The sequence below is a fragment of the Sphingosinicella sp. LHD-64 genome (genome assembly GCF_031157375.1).
Classification (GTDB): Bacteria; Pseudomonadota; Alphaproteobacteria; order Sphingomonadales; family Sphingomonadaceae; genus Allosphingosinicella.
The window spans coordinates 592,962-607,654 of record NZ_JAVIFV010000003.1 but is presented as its reverse complement, the minus strand read 5'-3'; the positions used below and the strand labels follow the sequence as shown (position 1 = coordinate 607,654).

Genomic DNA, 14,693 nt, shown 5'->3' with positions numbered 1-14,693 from the left:
GCAAGCGCAATAGCAGACGGCATTGAATAGGCCATGAATGCCGCTGTAGGCTCGGCTTAACGAAGAGATCAGACGAACAGGGGAGTTGCCATGAAACCGGGAAGGATCGCGCTCGCGCTCGCGGCGGCCGCCATGCTGCTGTCGCCGGCGCTGCAGGCGCAGGAGCAGGCCGAAGCACAGATGGAGCGGGTGGCGGACCGCCAGCCGGGCGAGGGCGCCGGCCCGTTCCGCCGCCTGGTCATCCGCGGCGCGATGCTGATCGACGGCTCGGGCGCGCCGCCCATGGGTCCGGTCGACATCGTCGTCGCCGGCAACCGGATCGAGAGCATCCGCGGCGCCGGCACGCCCGGCCTACCGCTCGCGCAGAATCGCGCGCCGCGCGATGCCGATCACGAGATCGACGCGACCGGCATGTACGTCCTCCCCGGTTTCGTCGACACGCACGGCCACAATGGCGACCCCGACAAGGCGCCGAACGCGACCTATGGCTACCGCCTCTGGCTCGCCCATGGCGTCACCACGGTGCGCGGTGTCGGCTTCTACGGCCACCCGCACGGCATGGCGCTCTCCGACCGCCAGCGCAGCCGCGACAACACGATCCTCGCCCCCCGCCTTTTCGCCTATATCGTGCTCGGCCAGGGCTGGGACCGGGGCGAGGCCAACACCGCCGAGCAGGCCCGCGCCTATGTCCGCTGGGCCGCCGGGCAGGGCTATGACGGCATCAAGTTCTTCAACCATCCGCCCGCCGTCATGCGCGCCGCGCTCGAGGAGGCGCGCCGGCTCCATCTCGGCACCGTCACGCACCTCAGCCAGGGCGGCGTTGCCGAGGTCAATGCGGAGGTCGCCGGCGAGATGGGGATGGGCGGCATCACCCACTTCTACGGCCATTTCGAATCGCTGCTCCGCGACCGGCGGCTCCCCTCCTATCCCAACGCCTACAACATGTTCGACGAGCAATGGCGGTTCAGCCAGGTCGCCCGCCTCGCCGACCAGATCGCCGCGCCGGGCGGACCGGAATGGCAGGCCTATCTCCAGCGCCAGCTCGATCGCGGCGTCACCTTCTCGCCGACGCTCAATATCTATTCGGCCGGCCGCGACGTGATGCGCGCCCGTACCGCCGAGTGGCACGAGCGCTACACCTTGCCGTCGCTGCAGCGTTTCTTTCAGCCGAGCCGGGTCAATCACGGCTCCTATTTCTGGGACTGGACGACGGCGGACGAGGTCGCCTGGCGCCGTTTCTATTCGCCCTTCATGCGGTTGATGAACGATTACAAGAACATGGGCGGGCGGGTCACGGTCGGCTCCGATCCCGGCTTCATCTACCAGACCTGGGGCTTCTCCTATGTGGCTGAGCTGGAGATGCTGCAGGAGGCCGGCTTCGCCCCGCTCGAGGTGATCCGCTCGGCGACGATCGAGGGCGCCCGCGAAATCTACGAGCCCAGAGGCGAGGCGCCGCCCTTCGGCATGGTCCGCGAAGGCATGCTCGCCGACTTGGTCATCGTCCCTGGCAATCCGCTGGAGAATCTGAAGCTGCTCTACGGCACCGGCCACATGCGGCTGAACCCCGAAACCCAGCAGGTCGAACGGGTCGGCGGGGTGCGCTGGACGATCAAGGACGGCATCGTCTACGACGCCCGCGCCCTGCTCGAAAGCGTGGCGCAGATGGTTGCCGAGGCGCGGGCGCGAGAGGGCACGCGATAGCGCCTGCTGGCCTTCCTCGTCATTGCGAGGAGCGGAGCGACGAAGCAATCCAGACTGCGTCAGAGGCTGTACTGGATTGCTTCGCTACGCTCGCAATGACGATAAGTGGCCTTAGGCTGCTTGCCGCGCCGGCAGCACCTTCGGGAAGCGCAGCACCGCGGCGGAGAAGAGCGCCACGATCAGGCCGACCGGGAAGATCTCCAGGAAGGTGATGCCGATCCGCGCCGCCGGGTTGCGGTAGAGCTCGCGCATCGACTCCATCGAGGCGAGATACTGGGCGATCTCCGCTTCCGAAGCGCCCGCGGTCCGCCGGTCGGCGGCAAGCCCGGTGACATAATCGTCCATGAACCGGTAGCCGGTCGAGGCGAGATAGATTTCCCAGCACAGCACGTAGATGAGCGCCGCCACCACCGCGATGGCGAGCCCCACCTTGAGCGCGGGCCAGAAGCGGATCACGCCGCCCTGCTCGACGTCGCGGTAGCGCTTGATGCCGATGAAGATCATGCTGAGCCCGATCAGCATGACGAGATAGCCGAAATATTCGGAGGTGAAGAAGCCGTCGCGCGGCGCGATGGTGAGGCCGAGCAGGATCGTCGCGAGGATCGCGAGGCCCGACAGGGTGCCGTAGGTCAGTGCGTAGCGCATATGTTTCCCCCTTTCGCGCGGCGGTCGGCGCGCCCTGCCGGGCATGGCGTGCTCCCATCGCCGTTTCGGGAGGAGCCTAGGCCGAAAGCAGGGGCGCGGGTATCGCCCAAAAGGGTGATTGGCGGCGATCCGCCAACAAGGCGATCCCCGTGCTGCCGGGCCGACCCACCGGCAGGCGCGTCAGTCGATGATCTCGGCGCCGCCCTCGGCCTCCATCCGCGCGAGACTGTCCTTCATGTGCTGGAGCACCTCGGGCGCGTGGCCCTCCCATTCGGCGACCTCGCCGACGATGCGCAGGGGCGCGCGCGAGCGGTAGGATCTGGTCGGGTTGCCGGGGAACCTCTTGTCGGTGAGATTGGGGTCGTTGAAATAGTCGCCGGTCGGCTCGACGATGTAGATCCGCTCGCAGCCGCTGCCCCTGGCCAGCTCGCAGCCCCAGATCGCGGCGTCGAGGGTGGCGGAGAAGTAGATCCAGGAGAGCTTGCGCTCGGCATAGTTGGAGGTGAAGCCCGCGCTGAGCAGACCGCCCACCTCGAGGTCGGCGCGGGTGCCGTGGTAGAAGGGGCCGGCTTCGTGCGTGACGGGGGTGTCGGTCGCGGTCATGGGCGCTCCTCGATTGTCCGGGGGTCGGGCTGCCTAGTGCGGTTCGCACCAAGCTGCAAGCATCGCCGGGCGCAAGCCATGGCTAGCCGCCGATCCGCAGCCACAGGGCCGTCGCGTCGTCCGAGACCTTGAAACGCGGGAAGCGCGTGCAGGCGGCATCGGCGGCCTCGATCCCGCGCAGGCGGACGCCGAGCGCCGCAAGGCCCTGTTCGGCCAGCCCATTCATGAGCGCCACCGCGTCGAATGCGCCATAGGCGTCGATCAGCGCCGAGAAACCGTCGGTCATCAACAGCAGCTCGTCGCCGGGTGCGCAGGGCATATGCGCGGTTTCGAGCCGGCGGAGCGCCTCCGGCTCGATGCCGAGCACCGCGATGCCGGGGCGGCTGCGCGCGGTGCGCAGCGCCTCGAGGATCGGCGGGCTGCGCTTGACGGCGCCCAGCCCGTGTTCGGCCATGCCGGCAGCCTGCGCGGCCTCCGCGTCCTTCGCCGCGCGCGCCGGACCCAGGCGCGCGATCCGGTCGCCGCTGCGCAGCAGGCCGACGCAGTCGCCGAGCCAGGCGGCTTCCAGCCTGTCTCCGGCGAGGCGGGCGGCCAGGAAGGCGGCCATCGGCAGTTCCCAGCGGCCGAGCGGATCGCGCGTGCGCGCCGCTTCATAGGCCTCGGCGACGCGGGTCGCGACCGTCTCGCACATCGCCGCGACCGGCGCGTCTCCGGCGGCGGTGAAGGCGGTGTGCGCCGCGCTCGCCAGCCAGGCCGCCCCGCCGCGCGCGCCCATCAGCCCCGGCGGGCCGAGATCGGTCGCGCCGTCGATCACCCAGGCACGAGCGTGACCGGCGCCGGCGCGGTCGTCATTGGGCGTGCCCGCATCGCCGGCGAGGCTGAGCGACTGGATCAGATCGAAATGCATGGCGCTCCCCTAACCGCCGATTGTGACGCGGGATAGGCGGTCTTCGGCACGGGCCGCCGTCGGTCGATCCCCTCGCGGCTCCCGCTCGGCTCGAGCGGGTGACCTCGGCGGGGAAACCTCTCGTCGGCCGATCCGTTTTCCTTGGCGCCGCAAGGAGGTGGCCCATGGACAAGTCGATCTATCCCGAAGGCTATCATGCGATCATGCCGATCCTGCGCGTCGACGACGCGGCGGCGGCAATGGGTTTCTTCACCGACGCGTTCGGCGCGACCGAGGATTTCCGGCGCGAGGCGAAGGGCCGGCTGCTGCTCGCGGTGATGAAGATCGGCGACAGCCGGATCATGGTCTTCGACGGCGCCAGCGATCCGGATCAGGCGACCGGCGGCGATCCGCGCGGCAACGGCCTGATGCTGAAGCTCTACGTCGCCGACGCCGACCGCGCCTTTGCCGCCGCCCTGGAGCAGGGCGCGGTGGAGAACGAGCCGGTCGCGGACCGCTATTTCGGCGAGCGGTCCGGCATCCTGACCGATCCGTTCGGCTTCTCCTGGCAGGTCGCCGAGTTCCAGGAGGAGCTGGGGCACGACGTCATCGAAAAGCGCATGCACGCGGCGATGGATCAGTAGCCGCGGCGGCCCTCGCCGACGCGCTCAGGCCTTCGGGAAGGCGTTGCGGGGCGGCGAGGCGAGGGTGACGCGGTTGCCGTCGGGATCGCGGACCTGGGCCAAAGTCGAATAGTCGCCGGTTATGTCGTCGCCCAGTTCGAGCCCCAAGCCCGCCAGCCGGCGGCGTTCGGCCGCGAGATCGGCGACGTAGAGGAAGATCGTGCCGCGGGCGGCGATCTCCTCGCTGCTGGAGACCATGAGGCCGCCCGCGTCGCTGAGCTCCCAGTGCAGCAGGGTCGGCATCGGCCGGACATCCGGCCCGCGGCCGAGCAGCTTCGTGTACCAGCCTTCCGCCGCCGCCATGTCGGCGACGAGCAGGGAGGGGTAGAATCTCTGGAGGTTCATTTGGGTGACTCCGGGTGGGCCTAGAGAGAACGTCTACTCGGTAGTGAGGTTGCAACGGAGCAGCTTTGTGATTCGGCAATTAAGTGTCGTGTCCCCTGAATGGTGTCCCCTGAATGACTGCATTCCCGGAATGGATTGACAGCTCCTATTTCGCCGGCAAGCTGGGATTCTGCTAAGGAGTTCTACGATGACGTATGTCGAGATGAGGCACAGCGGCATTTCGCACGATTTGAAAATTGAAATGGAAATCATCCCTCGCATTGGCGAGGTTGTAGATTTTATAGATGGAGAAGATCACCATATTTTTGTGGTAGATCGCGTAGTGCATGTGTACGAGGGATATAAACTGGAGAAAATATACATTTCTGGTAAACAGCGACGTGATTGGTCAACATGACATAGTAATCTCTATAGAAGACATTAGCTTGAGATCATCAATTTCGGAGTTTGATCTCATCCAGTCGGCGGCGCTAACCAAGCACAGCCTGCTAATGGATTCGGCCGCAGATCGTACAGAGGACCAATCATGTGCGAAGTCTGAGCTTGATCCGTGAATCAGCCTACTTCTTCGACTGTTATATATTTCATTAATAATCGCCCTTGTAGACTGACCATCCTTCATCATCGGGTCTTTTGGCTTGAAGCCTAGCTGTGCCTCAATAAATATCATGATTGCTTGAGCATCTTGCCCAGAAACAAGCGCGTCCATGCTGGCTGCAAATTTAGTAGTAGCCATTTGATCTGATGACTCTCGACAAGCCTCGTGATGCCACCATAAACTTAGGAATAGCGCGTTCATCATCGTAGGTCGCGTTACCCCCCTAGCGGGCTGGACGTAGTTGAACAGAGCTTCACCGAACTGATCAAACAGAGTCTGATATCTACGCACCTCATCGACTAGTTCTGCGTCCGTCCAGCGGCCAGACGGCATCTGCGAAATGGAGGAGCTTGAGCCTGCGTAGCGATTTTCCGCAAAAAGAACGTACTGCCTATGAGGTAGGTGCCGGTCATAGAGCAGGTTCATCCATTCTAGACCCTGCGAGGGACGCGCCCACATCGTGGCGATGGCCGTCATAGCTAGTCGTGATGCCAGAAGTGCCTTTTCACGTATCATCTTTGCCGAAAGACCGTGGGTGGCTACCGAACAAATGATATCGCACGGCCCAATAGCTCCCAGAACAGATTTCTCCGCATGGAAATCTAGAGAAGCCTTGCGCTTGCTCAAGCGCCGGGGCGACCACGTGACGCGGAGTCGTCGAGCTGTGACTGCAGAAATCTTATGATCTTGAAGTGCACGCTCGACCCATTGATCCCTTGTTTCAAAGGAGACCGGCCCGACTCGGATCGGGTACACTTCGCAGGGCTGGAAGAGGTGACATCCCGCGGTGAACTCGATCCGCTCTCCCCTTTTTTCGATCAGATCCCGAATATATTGGTCCACACCTTCCTTGATCAGAGAGCATAGCGCTTCATCAGTGAGGTCGAGGTCTAAGCTCGCTAGAACGCTACCGAATGCGCGGCAAACGAGTTGCTCGAATTCTTCGATTTTGAAGCGAAGGCGTAGGTCGGGCTTAGATGCCACATGGATAGCCGAGTAGGCTGCGGCGGCCTTCAGTAGTTTGTCAGTCGCGCGGAGGTGCTTCCCACCTTCCAACGGCAGCCCCGGAGGGAATCTGATCTTCTTTACAGGTCCGGCTGGAGGAGGCACCCAAGGCTCACGCTGGGCTTTTCGGAGTTCAACAAGGATGGTTTTGATGAGTCCGGTTTTTGACATAACTCCCATGTTTGATCATTTGATCGGCGGCTGGCAATCTCCCGCCGTTTTCGTGGACTTCCCGCTCATCTCCGGCATCTCGAAAGCCCCAATTATGCTCCCGCACGCCGGCGCCATGTAGAGTTCGCTGCCGGTTCCTTGAGCTGCGCTCGGCTCAGCGCGTCACGCCCTCCCCCGCCGGACCATCGGCGTCTGCACCGGCGACGTCTCGGTCCTGATCTCGCCGATGCGCTGGAAGCCGAAGCGTTCGTAGAGCGAGATGTTGCGCGGGTTCGAGCTTTCCAGATAGGCGGGGCGGCCGTCCGCGTCGATGCGGCGAATAGCGGCTTCCATCAAGGCGGTGCCGAGGCCCTCGCCCTGACGGGCGGGATCGGCGGCGATCAGGGGCAGATACCAGTGCGGCTCCTCGAGGTGGAATTCCGCCATCTTGGCGAAGAGGGCGTCCATCTCGGCCTTGCGGTGTTCCGGCGTCTGTTCGTCCATGATCGCGGCCATGCGCTCGCCGTCCGCCTCCACGCCGGGGGGCAGCCAGGTGGCGACCGCCGCGCCGTCGTCGGCGACGAAGGCGGTGCCGTGATCGAAGGCCGCGCCGCCGAAGGCGTCGAAGAACTCGACGCGCCGGTCGAGATAGACCGCCGGGTCCGGCGAGGCCCAGCGCGCCATCGGATCGGCGGAAAAGCCGAGCACGATGGTCTGCAGCAGCCGCGCTTTGTCTTCCGGCCTGCCGATGGTGATCTTGGCCATGTTGCTCTCTCCGTTCCGGTTGTCGCTCAATCGTGCTCCCGCCCGCCGGCGCCCATGTAGAGCTCGCTGCCGGTTTCCCCGAACACCCTGCTCATCGCGGCCATGCCGGTCTCCGCTTTCGCCAGAGCCTCTTTCGCGTTCACCAGTGAACTATCACACACCAAGGTGAGGCGGTACAGGAGTGGCGCACCCCAGGCCGTGCCTCCAAACTGGCGCCGGTCGTTATCGCTCAACCCGGTAGAGGTCCGTGCTCATATATCTGAGCCCGGAATCGATCATGATGGTTGCAACGGTCGCCTCGGAGCCGAGACGTTCGGCAAGGCGAAGCGCGGCAATGGCGTTGAGCCCCGACGACGTGCCGGCGAAGATGCCTTCCTCGCGGGCCAGGCGACGACACATCCGGACAGCTTGCTCGGTCGTCGCCGATTCCCGTTCGTTGACGTCTTCCGGCCTCCAATGCGGCGGAACGAACCCGATGCCGATTCCTTCGATCTGGTGCGAGCCCTTCGCTCCGCCGGACAACACGGCTGATTCCGCCGGCTCGGCGGCGACGACGTGGAGACCGGGATTGTGCGCGCGCAGCACTTTGGTCACGCCGTTGAGCGAATGCGCGGAACCCACCGACTGCACGAAGGCGTCAACCGTTCCGCCAGCTTGCTTCCAGATTTCTTCGCCCATCGCATGATAGCCGGTCGCGGCATCCCTGTTGTTCAGCTGGTCGAACCACCAATGTCCGGGCTCCTGGCTGATCTGCCTCGCCGTGTCGATCATCCGCCTGATCAGCGGCTCGGTGATCTTCCTGTTGTCGCTCGGAATGAGGATGATCTCGGCGCCGAGCGCCCGGGTGGTCTGCGTCTTCTCTTCACTGAACGCGTCCGAAGTGACGATCTTGAGCCGGTAGCCTTTGGCCGCGCAGACCAGCGCCAGCGACGCGCCCGTCGAGCCACCCGTATACTCGACGACCGTGTCGCCCGGCCGGAGCCTTCCGTCGGCTTCCGCCGCCTCGATGGCGGCTTTCGCCATCCGGTCTTTCATGTTCCCGGTCGGGTTCGCTCCTTCCAGCTTGACCAGAACACGTGCGCAGCCCGACGGCACAACCCTTTGGAGCTGCACAAGCGGCGTATTGCCGATGGCTTCAAGGACGCTGGCCGACGTCATTGCGTCGCCGGCAGGTAGATTTCGCCGCCCTTCTCGCGGAATTTCCCGCTCATTCCGGCCCTCCTGCCAGATCAGTCGTGCTCCCGCCCGCCGGCGCCCATGTAGAGCTCGCTGCCGGTTTCCCGGAACACCTTGCTCATCTCGGCCATGCCCGCCTCCGCTTCGGCTTCCGGGAGCGGCGTTGCGGCGAGGAAAGCGTCCGCCGGCTGATTCTGTTTCGCCGCAAAGTCGCGGACCTCCTGGGTGATCTTCATCGAGCAGAATTTCGGGCCGCACATCGAGCAGAAGTGGGCGGTCTTGGCGCCTTCCGCGGGGAGGGTCTGGTCGTGATATTGCTCGGCGGTGTCGGGATCGAGCGACAGGTTGAACTGGTCGCGCCAGCGGAACTCGAAGCGGGCGCGGGAGAGGGCGTCGTCGCGCAGTTTGGCGGCGGGGTGGCCCTTGGCGAGATCGGCGGCATGGGCGGCGAGCTTGTAGGTGACGACGCCGACCTTGACGTCGTCGCGGTCGGGGAGGCCGAGATGCTCCTTGGGCGTCACGTAGCAGAGCATCGCCGTGCCGAACCAGCCGATCATCGCCGCGCCGATCGCGCTGGTGATATGGTCGTAGCCCGGCGCGATGTCGGTGGTGAGCGGGCCTAAAGTGTAGAAGGGCGCCTCGCCGCAGGCCTCGAGCTGCTTGTCCATATTGGCCTTGATCTTGTGCATCGGCACATGGCCGGGGCCCTCGATCATCACCTGGACGTCGTGGCGCCAGGCGATCTGGGTGAGTTCGCCCAGGGTGGCGAGCTCGGCGAACTGGGCCTCGTCATTGGCGTCGGCGATGCTGCCGGGGCGCAGGCCGTCGCCGAGGCTGAAGGCGATGTCATACGCCTTCATGATCTCGCAGATCTCCTCGAAGCGGTCGTAGAGGAAGCTCTCCCGGTGATGGGCGAGGCACCATTTCGCCATGATCGAGCCGCCGCGGGAGACGATGCCGGTGACGCGCTTCGCGGTCATCGGGATGTAGGGGAGGCGAACGCCCGCGTGGATGGTGAAATAGTCGACGCCCTGCTCGGCCTGCTCGATCAGGGTGTCGCGGAAGATTTCCCAGGTCAGGTCCTCGGCGATGCCGCCGACCTTTTCCAGCGCCTGGTAGATGGGGACGGTGCCGATCGGGACAGGGGAGTTGCGAATGATCCATTCGCGCGTGTCGTGGATGTTGCGGCCCGTCGAGAGGTCCATGACCGTGTCCGCGCCCCAGCGGATCGCCCAGACCATCTTGTCGACCTCCTGCGCGACGTCGGAGGCGACGGCGGAATTGCCGATATTGGCGTTGATCTTGACCAGGAAATTGCGGCCGATCGCCATCGGCTCGGATTCCGGATGGTTGATGTTGTTGGGGATGATGGCGCGGCCGCGGGCGACCTCGTCGCGGACGAATTCGGGGGTGACGTAATCGGGGATGGCGGCGCCGAAATCCTGGCCATCACGCGGAAACGCCTCGGCCAGTTGGGCGCGGCCGAGATTCTCGCGGACGGCGACATATTCCATCTCGGGCGTGATGATGCCGCGCCGGGCGTAGTGCATCTGGCTGACGTTGGCGCCGGGCTTTGCGCGGAGCACCTTGCGGCGGACGTTGGGGAAGGGCTGGACGCCGCCGGAGCGGTCGGGGCCGAGCTGGCCGTTGTCCTCGGGTCGGACCTCGCGCTGGGTGACTTCCTCGACGTCGCCGCGCGACCTGATCCAGTCGCGGCGCAGCTCGGGCAGGCCGGCCATGATGTCGATCTTCGCGGCGGGATCGGTATAGGGGCCGGAGCAGTCGTAGACCCGCAGCGGCGGCTCGCCCGACGAGGGCTCGAGGTCGATCTCGCGCATCGCGACGCGGTGCTCGCCGACATGGATTTTCCGGGAGCCGCGGATCGGGCCGGTGGTGACCTTCAATTCGGTGCGGGCGGGAATGTCGGCCATGTGTCGTCTCTCCAAATGCGGGGGAGAGCGTTTGCAGCCGCTCCCTCCCTACGCCGGTGTCAGCCGGATCAGGTTCGGCGGGTCGCAGCGGACTAGCTGCCTCTCAACCGCTTCGCGCGGTCCCCCGGGGAATGGATCGCTTCTAGCCGGTCAGCAGCGGCAGGGGAAGCTCCATCGCACGCGGCCCATCGGACGACTCGCCCTCGCTGAGGTTCGAGAGCGTCAGGCCGAGCAGGCGGATGCCTTTTTCGGGGGGCAGGAGGGTACGGAGCAGGGCGCAGCCGATTTCCAGGAATTCCTCGCGGCCGGCGACGGGGCGGTCGAGGCTGCGGGCGCGGGTCTTGATGCGGAAGTCCTGATATTTCACCTTTAAAGTAACGGTGCGGCCGGTAATTCCTCTCTCGGCGATGCGGCGCCAGACGGTGTGGCTGATCCGGTCGAGCTCGGCGACCAGGGCGGCTTCCTCACGCAGGTCGTCGAAGAAGGTGTCCTCGGCGCCGATCGACTTCCACGGGCGGTCGGGCTTCACCTGGCGATGGCAGATGCCGCGGGCGAGATTGTAATAATATTGCCCGCTGGAGCCGAAATTGTGGGCGAGGAAGGCGATGCTCTGGGCGTGGAGATCGGCGCCGGTCGAGATGCCGAGCGCCGCCATCCGCTCGGCGGTGCGCGGGCCGACGCCGTGGAAGCGGCGGACCGGGAGGCCAGCGACGAACGCCTCGCCCTTGCCGGGCGGGATGACGCAAAGGCCGTCGGGCTTGTTCTGGTCGCTGGCGAGCTTGGCGAGGAACTTGTTGTAGGAGACGCCGGCCGAGGCGGTGAGGCCGGTCTCGGCCCTGATGCGGGCGCGGATTTCCTTCGCGATCTCGGTGGCGATGCCGATGCCCTTGAGGTCCTCGGTCACGTCGAGATAGGCCTCGTCGAGGCTGAGCGGTTCGATCAGCGGCGTGTAATCGGCGAAGATCGCGCGGATCCGGTGGCTGACCTCGCGATAGGCCTCGAAGCGCGGCTTGACGAAGATCAGGTCCGGGCAGCGGCGCTTGGCGGTGACCGAAGGCATGGCCGACTTCACGCCGAACTTCCGCGCCTCGTAGCTTGCCGCCGCGACGACGCCGCGATGCTGGCCGCCGACCGCGACCGGCCTACCCCTGAGCTCCGGATTGTCGCGCTGCTCGACCGACGCATAGAAGGCATCCATGTCGACATGGATGATCTTGCGGATCGCGTCGGGCGCGGGCAGGGGATCGTCGGGTGCGTCGTTCACGCTTTGTGCTTATACGCGAAGCCGCGGGGCCGCACAGTCCCAAAATGGCGCGGTTCGCGGCATGGCATGGCGTCATGACACCGGACTGGGCTAAGGACGGAGGATTATGCCGAGGGGGAAACGGGACGGCATCCTGATCGCGGGCGGCGGTACGGCCGGCTGCCTGGCCGCGCTCGCGATGGCGCGGCTGCGTCCCGACGTGCCGATCCTGATCGTCGAGGAACGCGACACGTTCGGCGGGTCGCGGGAGCGGCTGCTGTTCGATGTCGAGCTGGCGACCGACGAGGCGGAGCTGGTCGCGCCGCTGGCCGCGCGGCGCTGGCCGGGCTTCTACGTCGCCTTTCCGGGATTCAGCCGGAAGCTGAAGGGCGACCTCATGGCGTTCGGCGCCGCGGCGCTGCACCGCGCGATGATCGAGACGCTGCAGCCGGACCAGTACCGGCTCGGCACCAAAGTGGTGGCGGTGCGCGAGGACGCGCTGGTGCTCGACGGCGGCGAGACGATCAAGGCCGAAGGCGCGATCGATGCGCGCGGCGCCGCGAATCTGTCGATGCTCGAGCTGCTCTACGAGACCCGGCTCGAGCGCGACTGCCGGATGGCGGCGCCGCACAAGGTGGACCGGCCGGTGCTGGTCGACGCGACCGGCGAGCCTGTCGACGGACTCGGCTTTACCCAGTGCATCCCGCTGGCGCCGGACCGGCTGACCGTTGGCGACGTCGTGGTGGCCGAGCACAGCCAGCCCGATGCCCAGGCCGAAGGCCGGCTGGAGCGCTATCTTTCCAAGCGCGGCTGGGCCGGGGCCGAGGTCGAAGCGGAGCGGATGGTGGCGCGGCCGCTGCCCTATGGCGGGGATTTCGCGGCCTTCTGGCGGATCGGCGGGGCGCGGGTGGCGAAGGCCGGGCTGCGCGGCGGCTTCCTTCATCCGGTCACCGGCCGCACCGTCGCCGATGCCGCGCGCACCGCGCTGCTGCTGACCCGGCAGCGGGACTTTGCCGGACCGGCGCTGCACGACCTGTTCGAGGCGCAGGCGCGCACGCTGTGGAAGAAGCGCGAGGCCCTGCGCGGCCTCAATGGCGCGATCGCGTCGGCGCCCGTCGGCGCGCGTGGCGCCCTGCTCGCGCGGCTTTACGCGCTGGACCCGGGACTGCTCGCGCGCCTCCAGGCCGATGCGCTCGGGCTGCTCGACCGGCGGCGGGTTCAGCAGGCGCTGGCCGGGCGCTGATCCTCGCGGGCCGGCCGGGGCAATGCGCGCAGGCCGATGAGCGGCCGGAGCCACGCCATCCGCAATGGTAGAGGATGAGCGCCAGGAACGCGCCGATGCGCAGCCAGTCCAGGCCGTAATGGCGGGGCACGGGGCGCAGTCCGGCGGGATCGTCGGTCACGCCCGAGCGCTAGACGGGCGCCGTCGGCTTTCGAAGGCCTGATCGAGGTTAACATCGAACCGAACCGGAACGGGACAGTCGCGGCGCCTTGCCAAGCGCGATGCCGCCGCCCTACCAACGCGCCCGAACGGATTGAGGAGGAGCGGTATGCGGATCGGCAGGCGGAGCTTCATGGCAATGGGCGCGGCCGCGATCGGTGTGGGTCTGCTAAGGGACTATCGGGCCTTCGCGCAGGAAACCGCCGCCAGCCTGCAGCCGATGACCGGCGACGTCGTGCCGATCGGCCGCGAGGAGTTCGCCCGTCGGCTCGCCAAGGCGCAGCGGCTGATGGGCGAGCAGGGCTTCGCCGCGATCCTGATCGAGCCGGGTGCGTCGATGACCTATTTCTCCGGCGTGCAATGGTGGCGCAGCGAACGCCTCACCGCGCTCATCATCCCCCGCGAGGGCGAGCCCTGCGTCGTCACCCCGCATTTCGAGGAGCCGTCGGTCCGCGAGAGCCTGAAGGTGCCGGCCGAGGTCCGCGTCTGGAACGAGCACGAGAATCCGCTGGAACGGGTCGCCCAGTTCCTGCGCGATCGCCGCCTCACCGGGCCTGTGGGAATCGAGGAGACGGTGCGCTTCTTCGCGGTCGACGGCCTGCGGCAGGTCATGCCGAACGTCGAGATCCGCGCCGGCGCGCCGGTCGTGCGTTCCTGTCGGATGATCAAGACCGCGCCCGAGCTGGCGCTGATGCAGAATGCGTCGGACATCACTGTCGCCGCCTACCGCCACATCCACCCGCGGATCGAGCGGGGGATGAACCCGGCGCAGATCGAGGCGATGTATGTCGCCGCCGTCACCGCGCTCGGCGGTCGTGGCCCCGGCGCCCTGATCCTGCTCGGCGAGGCGGCCGCCTATCCGCACGGCTCCGGCCAGCCGCAGGCGGTGCGCGACAGCGAGGTGGTGCTGCTCGACAGCGGCTGCAACGTCGAGGGCTATGCCTCCGATATCTCGCGCACCTTCGTCTACGGAGAGCCGACCGCGGCGCAGCGCCGGGTCTGGGATCAGGTCCATCAGGGCCAGGAGATCGCCTTCGCCGCGGCGCAGATCGGCCGCCCGGCGGGAAGCGTCGACGATGCGGTGCGCGCGCAATACGAGCGTTGGGGCTACGGGCCGGGCTACCGGCTTCCCGGCACCTCGCACCGTACCGGCCACGGCATCGGCATGGAAGGGCACGAGCCGATCAACCTCGTCCATGGCGAGACGACGCCGCTTGCGACGGGTATGTGCTTCTCGAACGAGCCCGGCATCTACATTCCCGGCCAGTTCGGCATCCGGCTCGAGGACTGCTTCTACATGACCGACGGCGGCCCGCGCTGGTTCAGCGTGCCGCCGCCCTCGATCGACCGGCCGTTCGACTAGGACGGATCGACATTCAGTTTTGTACCCTCTCCCTTGAGGGAGAGGGCAGGGTGAGGGTGTCGGGCATTTGGGACCATTCTCGGAGGCAGAACCCCCTCACCCCAACCCTCTCCCCGCTGGGGAGAGGGAGTTTCATGCTGAATGTCGATTGGTCGTAA

14 protein-coding genes and 1 riboswitch are annotated in these 14,693 nt (G+C 66.4%); of the genes, 5 read left to right on the top strand and 9 right to left on the bottom strand.

Annotated features, from left to right (window positions below; translation table 11 throughout):
* Nucleotides 1-90 precede the first annotated feature (90 nt).
* On the top strand, nucleotides 91-1,701 hold the full coding sequence (locus RCO27_RS10855) for an amidohydrolase (RefSeq protein WP_309002691.1): 1,611 nt from the start codon (nucleotides 91-93) through the stop codon (nucleotides 1,699-1,701).
* Nucleotides 1,702-1,812: 111 nt separating this feature from the next.
* Here RCO27_RS10855 and RCO27_RS10850 read toward each other — a convergent pair whose 3' ends face one another.
* From RCO27_RS10850 to RCO27_RS10840, 3 genes are all read right to left on the bottom strand, one after another.
* Nucleotides 1,813-2,346: a DUF4199 domain-containing protein gene (locus RCO27_RS10850; RefSeq protein ID WP_309002690.1), complete on the bottom strand. Its 534-nt coding sequence runs from the start codon at nucleotides 2,344-2,346 to the stop codon at nucleotides 1,813-1,815.
* A 180-nt stretch (nucleotides 2,347-2,526) separates the two neighbouring features.
* A complete protein-coding gene (gene arr, locus RCO27_RS10845; RefSeq protein WP_309002689.1) occupies nucleotides 2,527-2,949 on the bottom strand; it encodes an NAD(+)--rifampin ADP-ribosyltransferase in 423 nt (140 codons plus the stop codon).
* 82 nt (nucleotides 2,950-3,031) lie between these two features.
* The gene (locus tag RCO27_RS10840; RefSeq protein ID WP_309002688.1) at nucleotides 3,032-3,856 is read right to left on the bottom strand and encodes a protein phosphatase 2C domain-containing protein; all 825 of its coding nucleotides are present in this window, start codon (nucleotides 3,854-3,856) and stop codon (nucleotides 3,032-3,034) included.
* Nucleotides 3,857-4,020: 164 nt separating this feature from the next.
* Here RCO27_RS10840 and RCO27_RS10835 point away from each other — a divergent pair, with 164 nt between their 5' ends.
* Entirely contained in the window at nucleotides 4,021-4,479 is a 459-nt protein-coding gene (locus RCO27_RS10835; RefSeq protein ID WP_309002687.1) for a VOC family protein, read from the top strand.
* A gap of 24 nt (nucleotides 4,480-4,503) precedes the next feature.
* On the opposite strand, the gene RCO27_RS10830 is transcribed toward RCO27_RS10835, so the two are convergent.
* Complete coding sequence (locus RCO27_RS10830) at nucleotides 4,504-4,863, bottom strand: hypothetical protein (protein WP_309002686.1); 360 nt, start codon at nucleotides 4,861-4,863, stop codon at nucleotides 4,504-4,506.
* Between the two features lie 187 nt (nucleotides 4,864-5,050).
* Here RCO27_RS10830 and RCO27_RS10825 point away from each other — a divergent pair, with 187 nt between their 5' ends.
* On the top strand, nucleotides 5,051-5,260 hold the full coding sequence (locus tag RCO27_RS10825) for a hypothetical protein (RefSeq protein ID WP_309002685.1): 210 nt from the start codon (nucleotides 5,051-5,053) through the stop codon (nucleotides 5,258-5,260).
* Here RCO27_RS10825 and RCO27_RS10820 read toward each other — a convergent pair.
* From RCO27_RS10820 to dinB, 5 genes are all read right to left on the bottom strand, one after another.
* Nucleotides 5,252-6,637, bottom strand: coding sequence for a hypothetical protein (locus tag RCO27_RS10820; RefSeq protein ID WP_309002684.1), 1,386 nt, complete (start codon nucleotides 6,635-6,637; stop codon nucleotides 5,252-5,254). The two genes, RCO27_RS10825 and RCO27_RS10820, sit on opposite strands and share 9 nt — an antisense overlap.
* Nucleotides 6,638-6,799: 162 nt before the next feature.
* The gene (locus RCO27_RS10815) at nucleotides 6,800-7,381 is read right to left on the bottom strand and encodes an N-acetyltransferase (RefSeq protein WP_309002683.1); all 582 of its coding nucleotides are present in this window, start codon (nucleotides 7,379-7,381) and stop codon (nucleotides 6,800-6,802) included.
* A 222-nt stretch (nucleotides 7,382-7,603) separates the two neighbouring features.
* Nucleotides 7,604-8,539 carry a cysteine synthase family protein gene (locus RCO27_RS10810; RefSeq protein ID WP_309002682.1) on the bottom strand — a complete coding sequence of 312 codons (936 nt, stop codon included), beginning with the start codon at nucleotides 8,537-8,539 and terminating at the stop codon, nucleotides 7,604-7,606.
* A gap of 71 nt (nucleotides 8,540-8,610) precedes the next feature.
* Complete coding sequence (gene thiC, locus RCO27_RS10805; protein ID WP_309002681.1) at nucleotides 8,611-10,488, bottom strand: phosphomethylpyrimidine synthase ThiC; 1,878 nt, start codon at nucleotides 10,486-10,488, stop codon at nucleotides 8,611-8,613.
* 28 nt (nucleotides 10,489-10,516) lie between these two features.
* Nucleotides 10,517-10,625, bottom strand: a riboswitch (TPP riboswitch).
* A gap of 5 nt (nucleotides 10,626-10,630) precedes the next feature.
* Nucleotides 10,631-11,752, bottom strand: coding sequence for a DNA polymerase IV (gene dinB, locus RCO27_RS10800; RefSeq protein WP_309002680.1), 1,122 nt, complete (start codon nucleotides 11,750-11,752; stop codon nucleotides 10,631-10,633).
* 106 nt (nucleotides 11,753-11,858) lie between these two features.
* Here dinB and crtY point away from each other — a divergent pair, with 106 nt between their 5' ends.
* Both crtY and RCO27_RS10790 read left to right on the top strand, forming a co-directional pair.
* The gene (gene crtY / locus RCO27_RS10795; protein ID WP_309002679.1) at nucleotides 11,859-12,974 is read left to right on the top strand and encodes a lycopene beta-cyclase CrtY; all 1,116 of its coding nucleotides are present in this window, start codon (nucleotides 11,859-11,861) and stop codon (nucleotides 12,972-12,974) included.
* A gap of 307 nt (nucleotides 12,975-13,281) precedes the next feature.
* Nucleotides 13,282-14,535 (top strand): M24 family metallopeptidase, encoded by a 1,254-nt coding sequence (locus tag RCO27_RS10790; RefSeq protein WP_374990377.1) that lies wholly within the window; start codon nucleotides 13,282-13,284, stop codon nucleotides 14,533-14,535.
* Nucleotides 14,536-14,693: the final 158 nt, after the last annotated feature.

Bases quoted from the DNA above. Each gene is read 5' to 3' on its own strand.
- RCO27_RS10855 (WP_309002691.1), top strand. From the start codon at position 91: ATGAAACCGGGAAGGATCGCGCTCGCGCTCGCGGCGGCCGCCATGCTG.
- RCO27_RS10850 (WP_309002690.1), bottom strand. From the start codon at position 2,346: ATGCGCTACGCACTGACCTACGGCACCCTGTCGGGCCTCGCGATCCTC.
- arr (WP_309002689.1), bottom strand. From the start codon at position 2,949: ATGACCGCGACCGACACCCCCGTCACGCACGAAGCCGGCCCCTTCTAC.
- RCO27_RS10840 (WP_309002688.1), bottom strand. From the start codon at position 3,856: ATGCATTTCGATCTGATCCAGTCGCTCAGCCTCGCCGGCGATGCGGGC.
- RCO27_RS10835 (WP_309002687.1), top strand. From the start codon at position 4,021: ATGGACAAGTCGATCTATCCCGAAGGCTATCATGCGATCATGCCGATC.
- RCO27_RS10830 (WP_309002686.1), bottom strand. From the start codon at position 4,863: ATGAACCTCCAGAGATTCTACCCCTCCCTGCTCGTCGCCGACATGGCG.
- RCO27_RS10825 (WP_309002685.1), top strand. From the start codon at position 5,051: ATGACGTATGTCGAGATGAGGCACAGCGGCATTTCGCACGATTTGAAA.
- RCO27_RS10820 (WP_309002684.1), bottom strand. From the start codon at position 6,637: ATGTCAAAAACCGGACTCATCAAAACCATCCTTGTTGAACTCCGAAAA.
- RCO27_RS10815 (WP_309002683.1), bottom strand. From the start codon at position 7,381: ATGGCCAAGATCACCATCGGCAGGCCGGAAGACAAAGCGCGGCTGCTG.
- RCO27_RS10810 (WP_309002682.1), bottom strand. From the start codon at position 8,539: ATGACGTCGGCCAGCGTCCTTGAAGCCATCGGCAATACGCCGCTTGTG.
- thiC (WP_309002681.1), bottom strand. From the start codon at position 10,488: ATGGCCGACATTCCCGCCCGCACCGAATTGAAGGTCACCACCGGCCCG.
- crtY (WP_309002679.1), top strand. From the start codon at position 11,859: ATGCCGAGGGGGAAACGGGACGGCATCCTGATCGCGGGCGGCGGTACG.
- RCO27_RS10790 (WP_374990377.1), top strand. From the start codon at position 13,282: ATGCGGATCGGCAGGCGGAGCTTCATGGCAATGGGCGCGGCCGCGATC.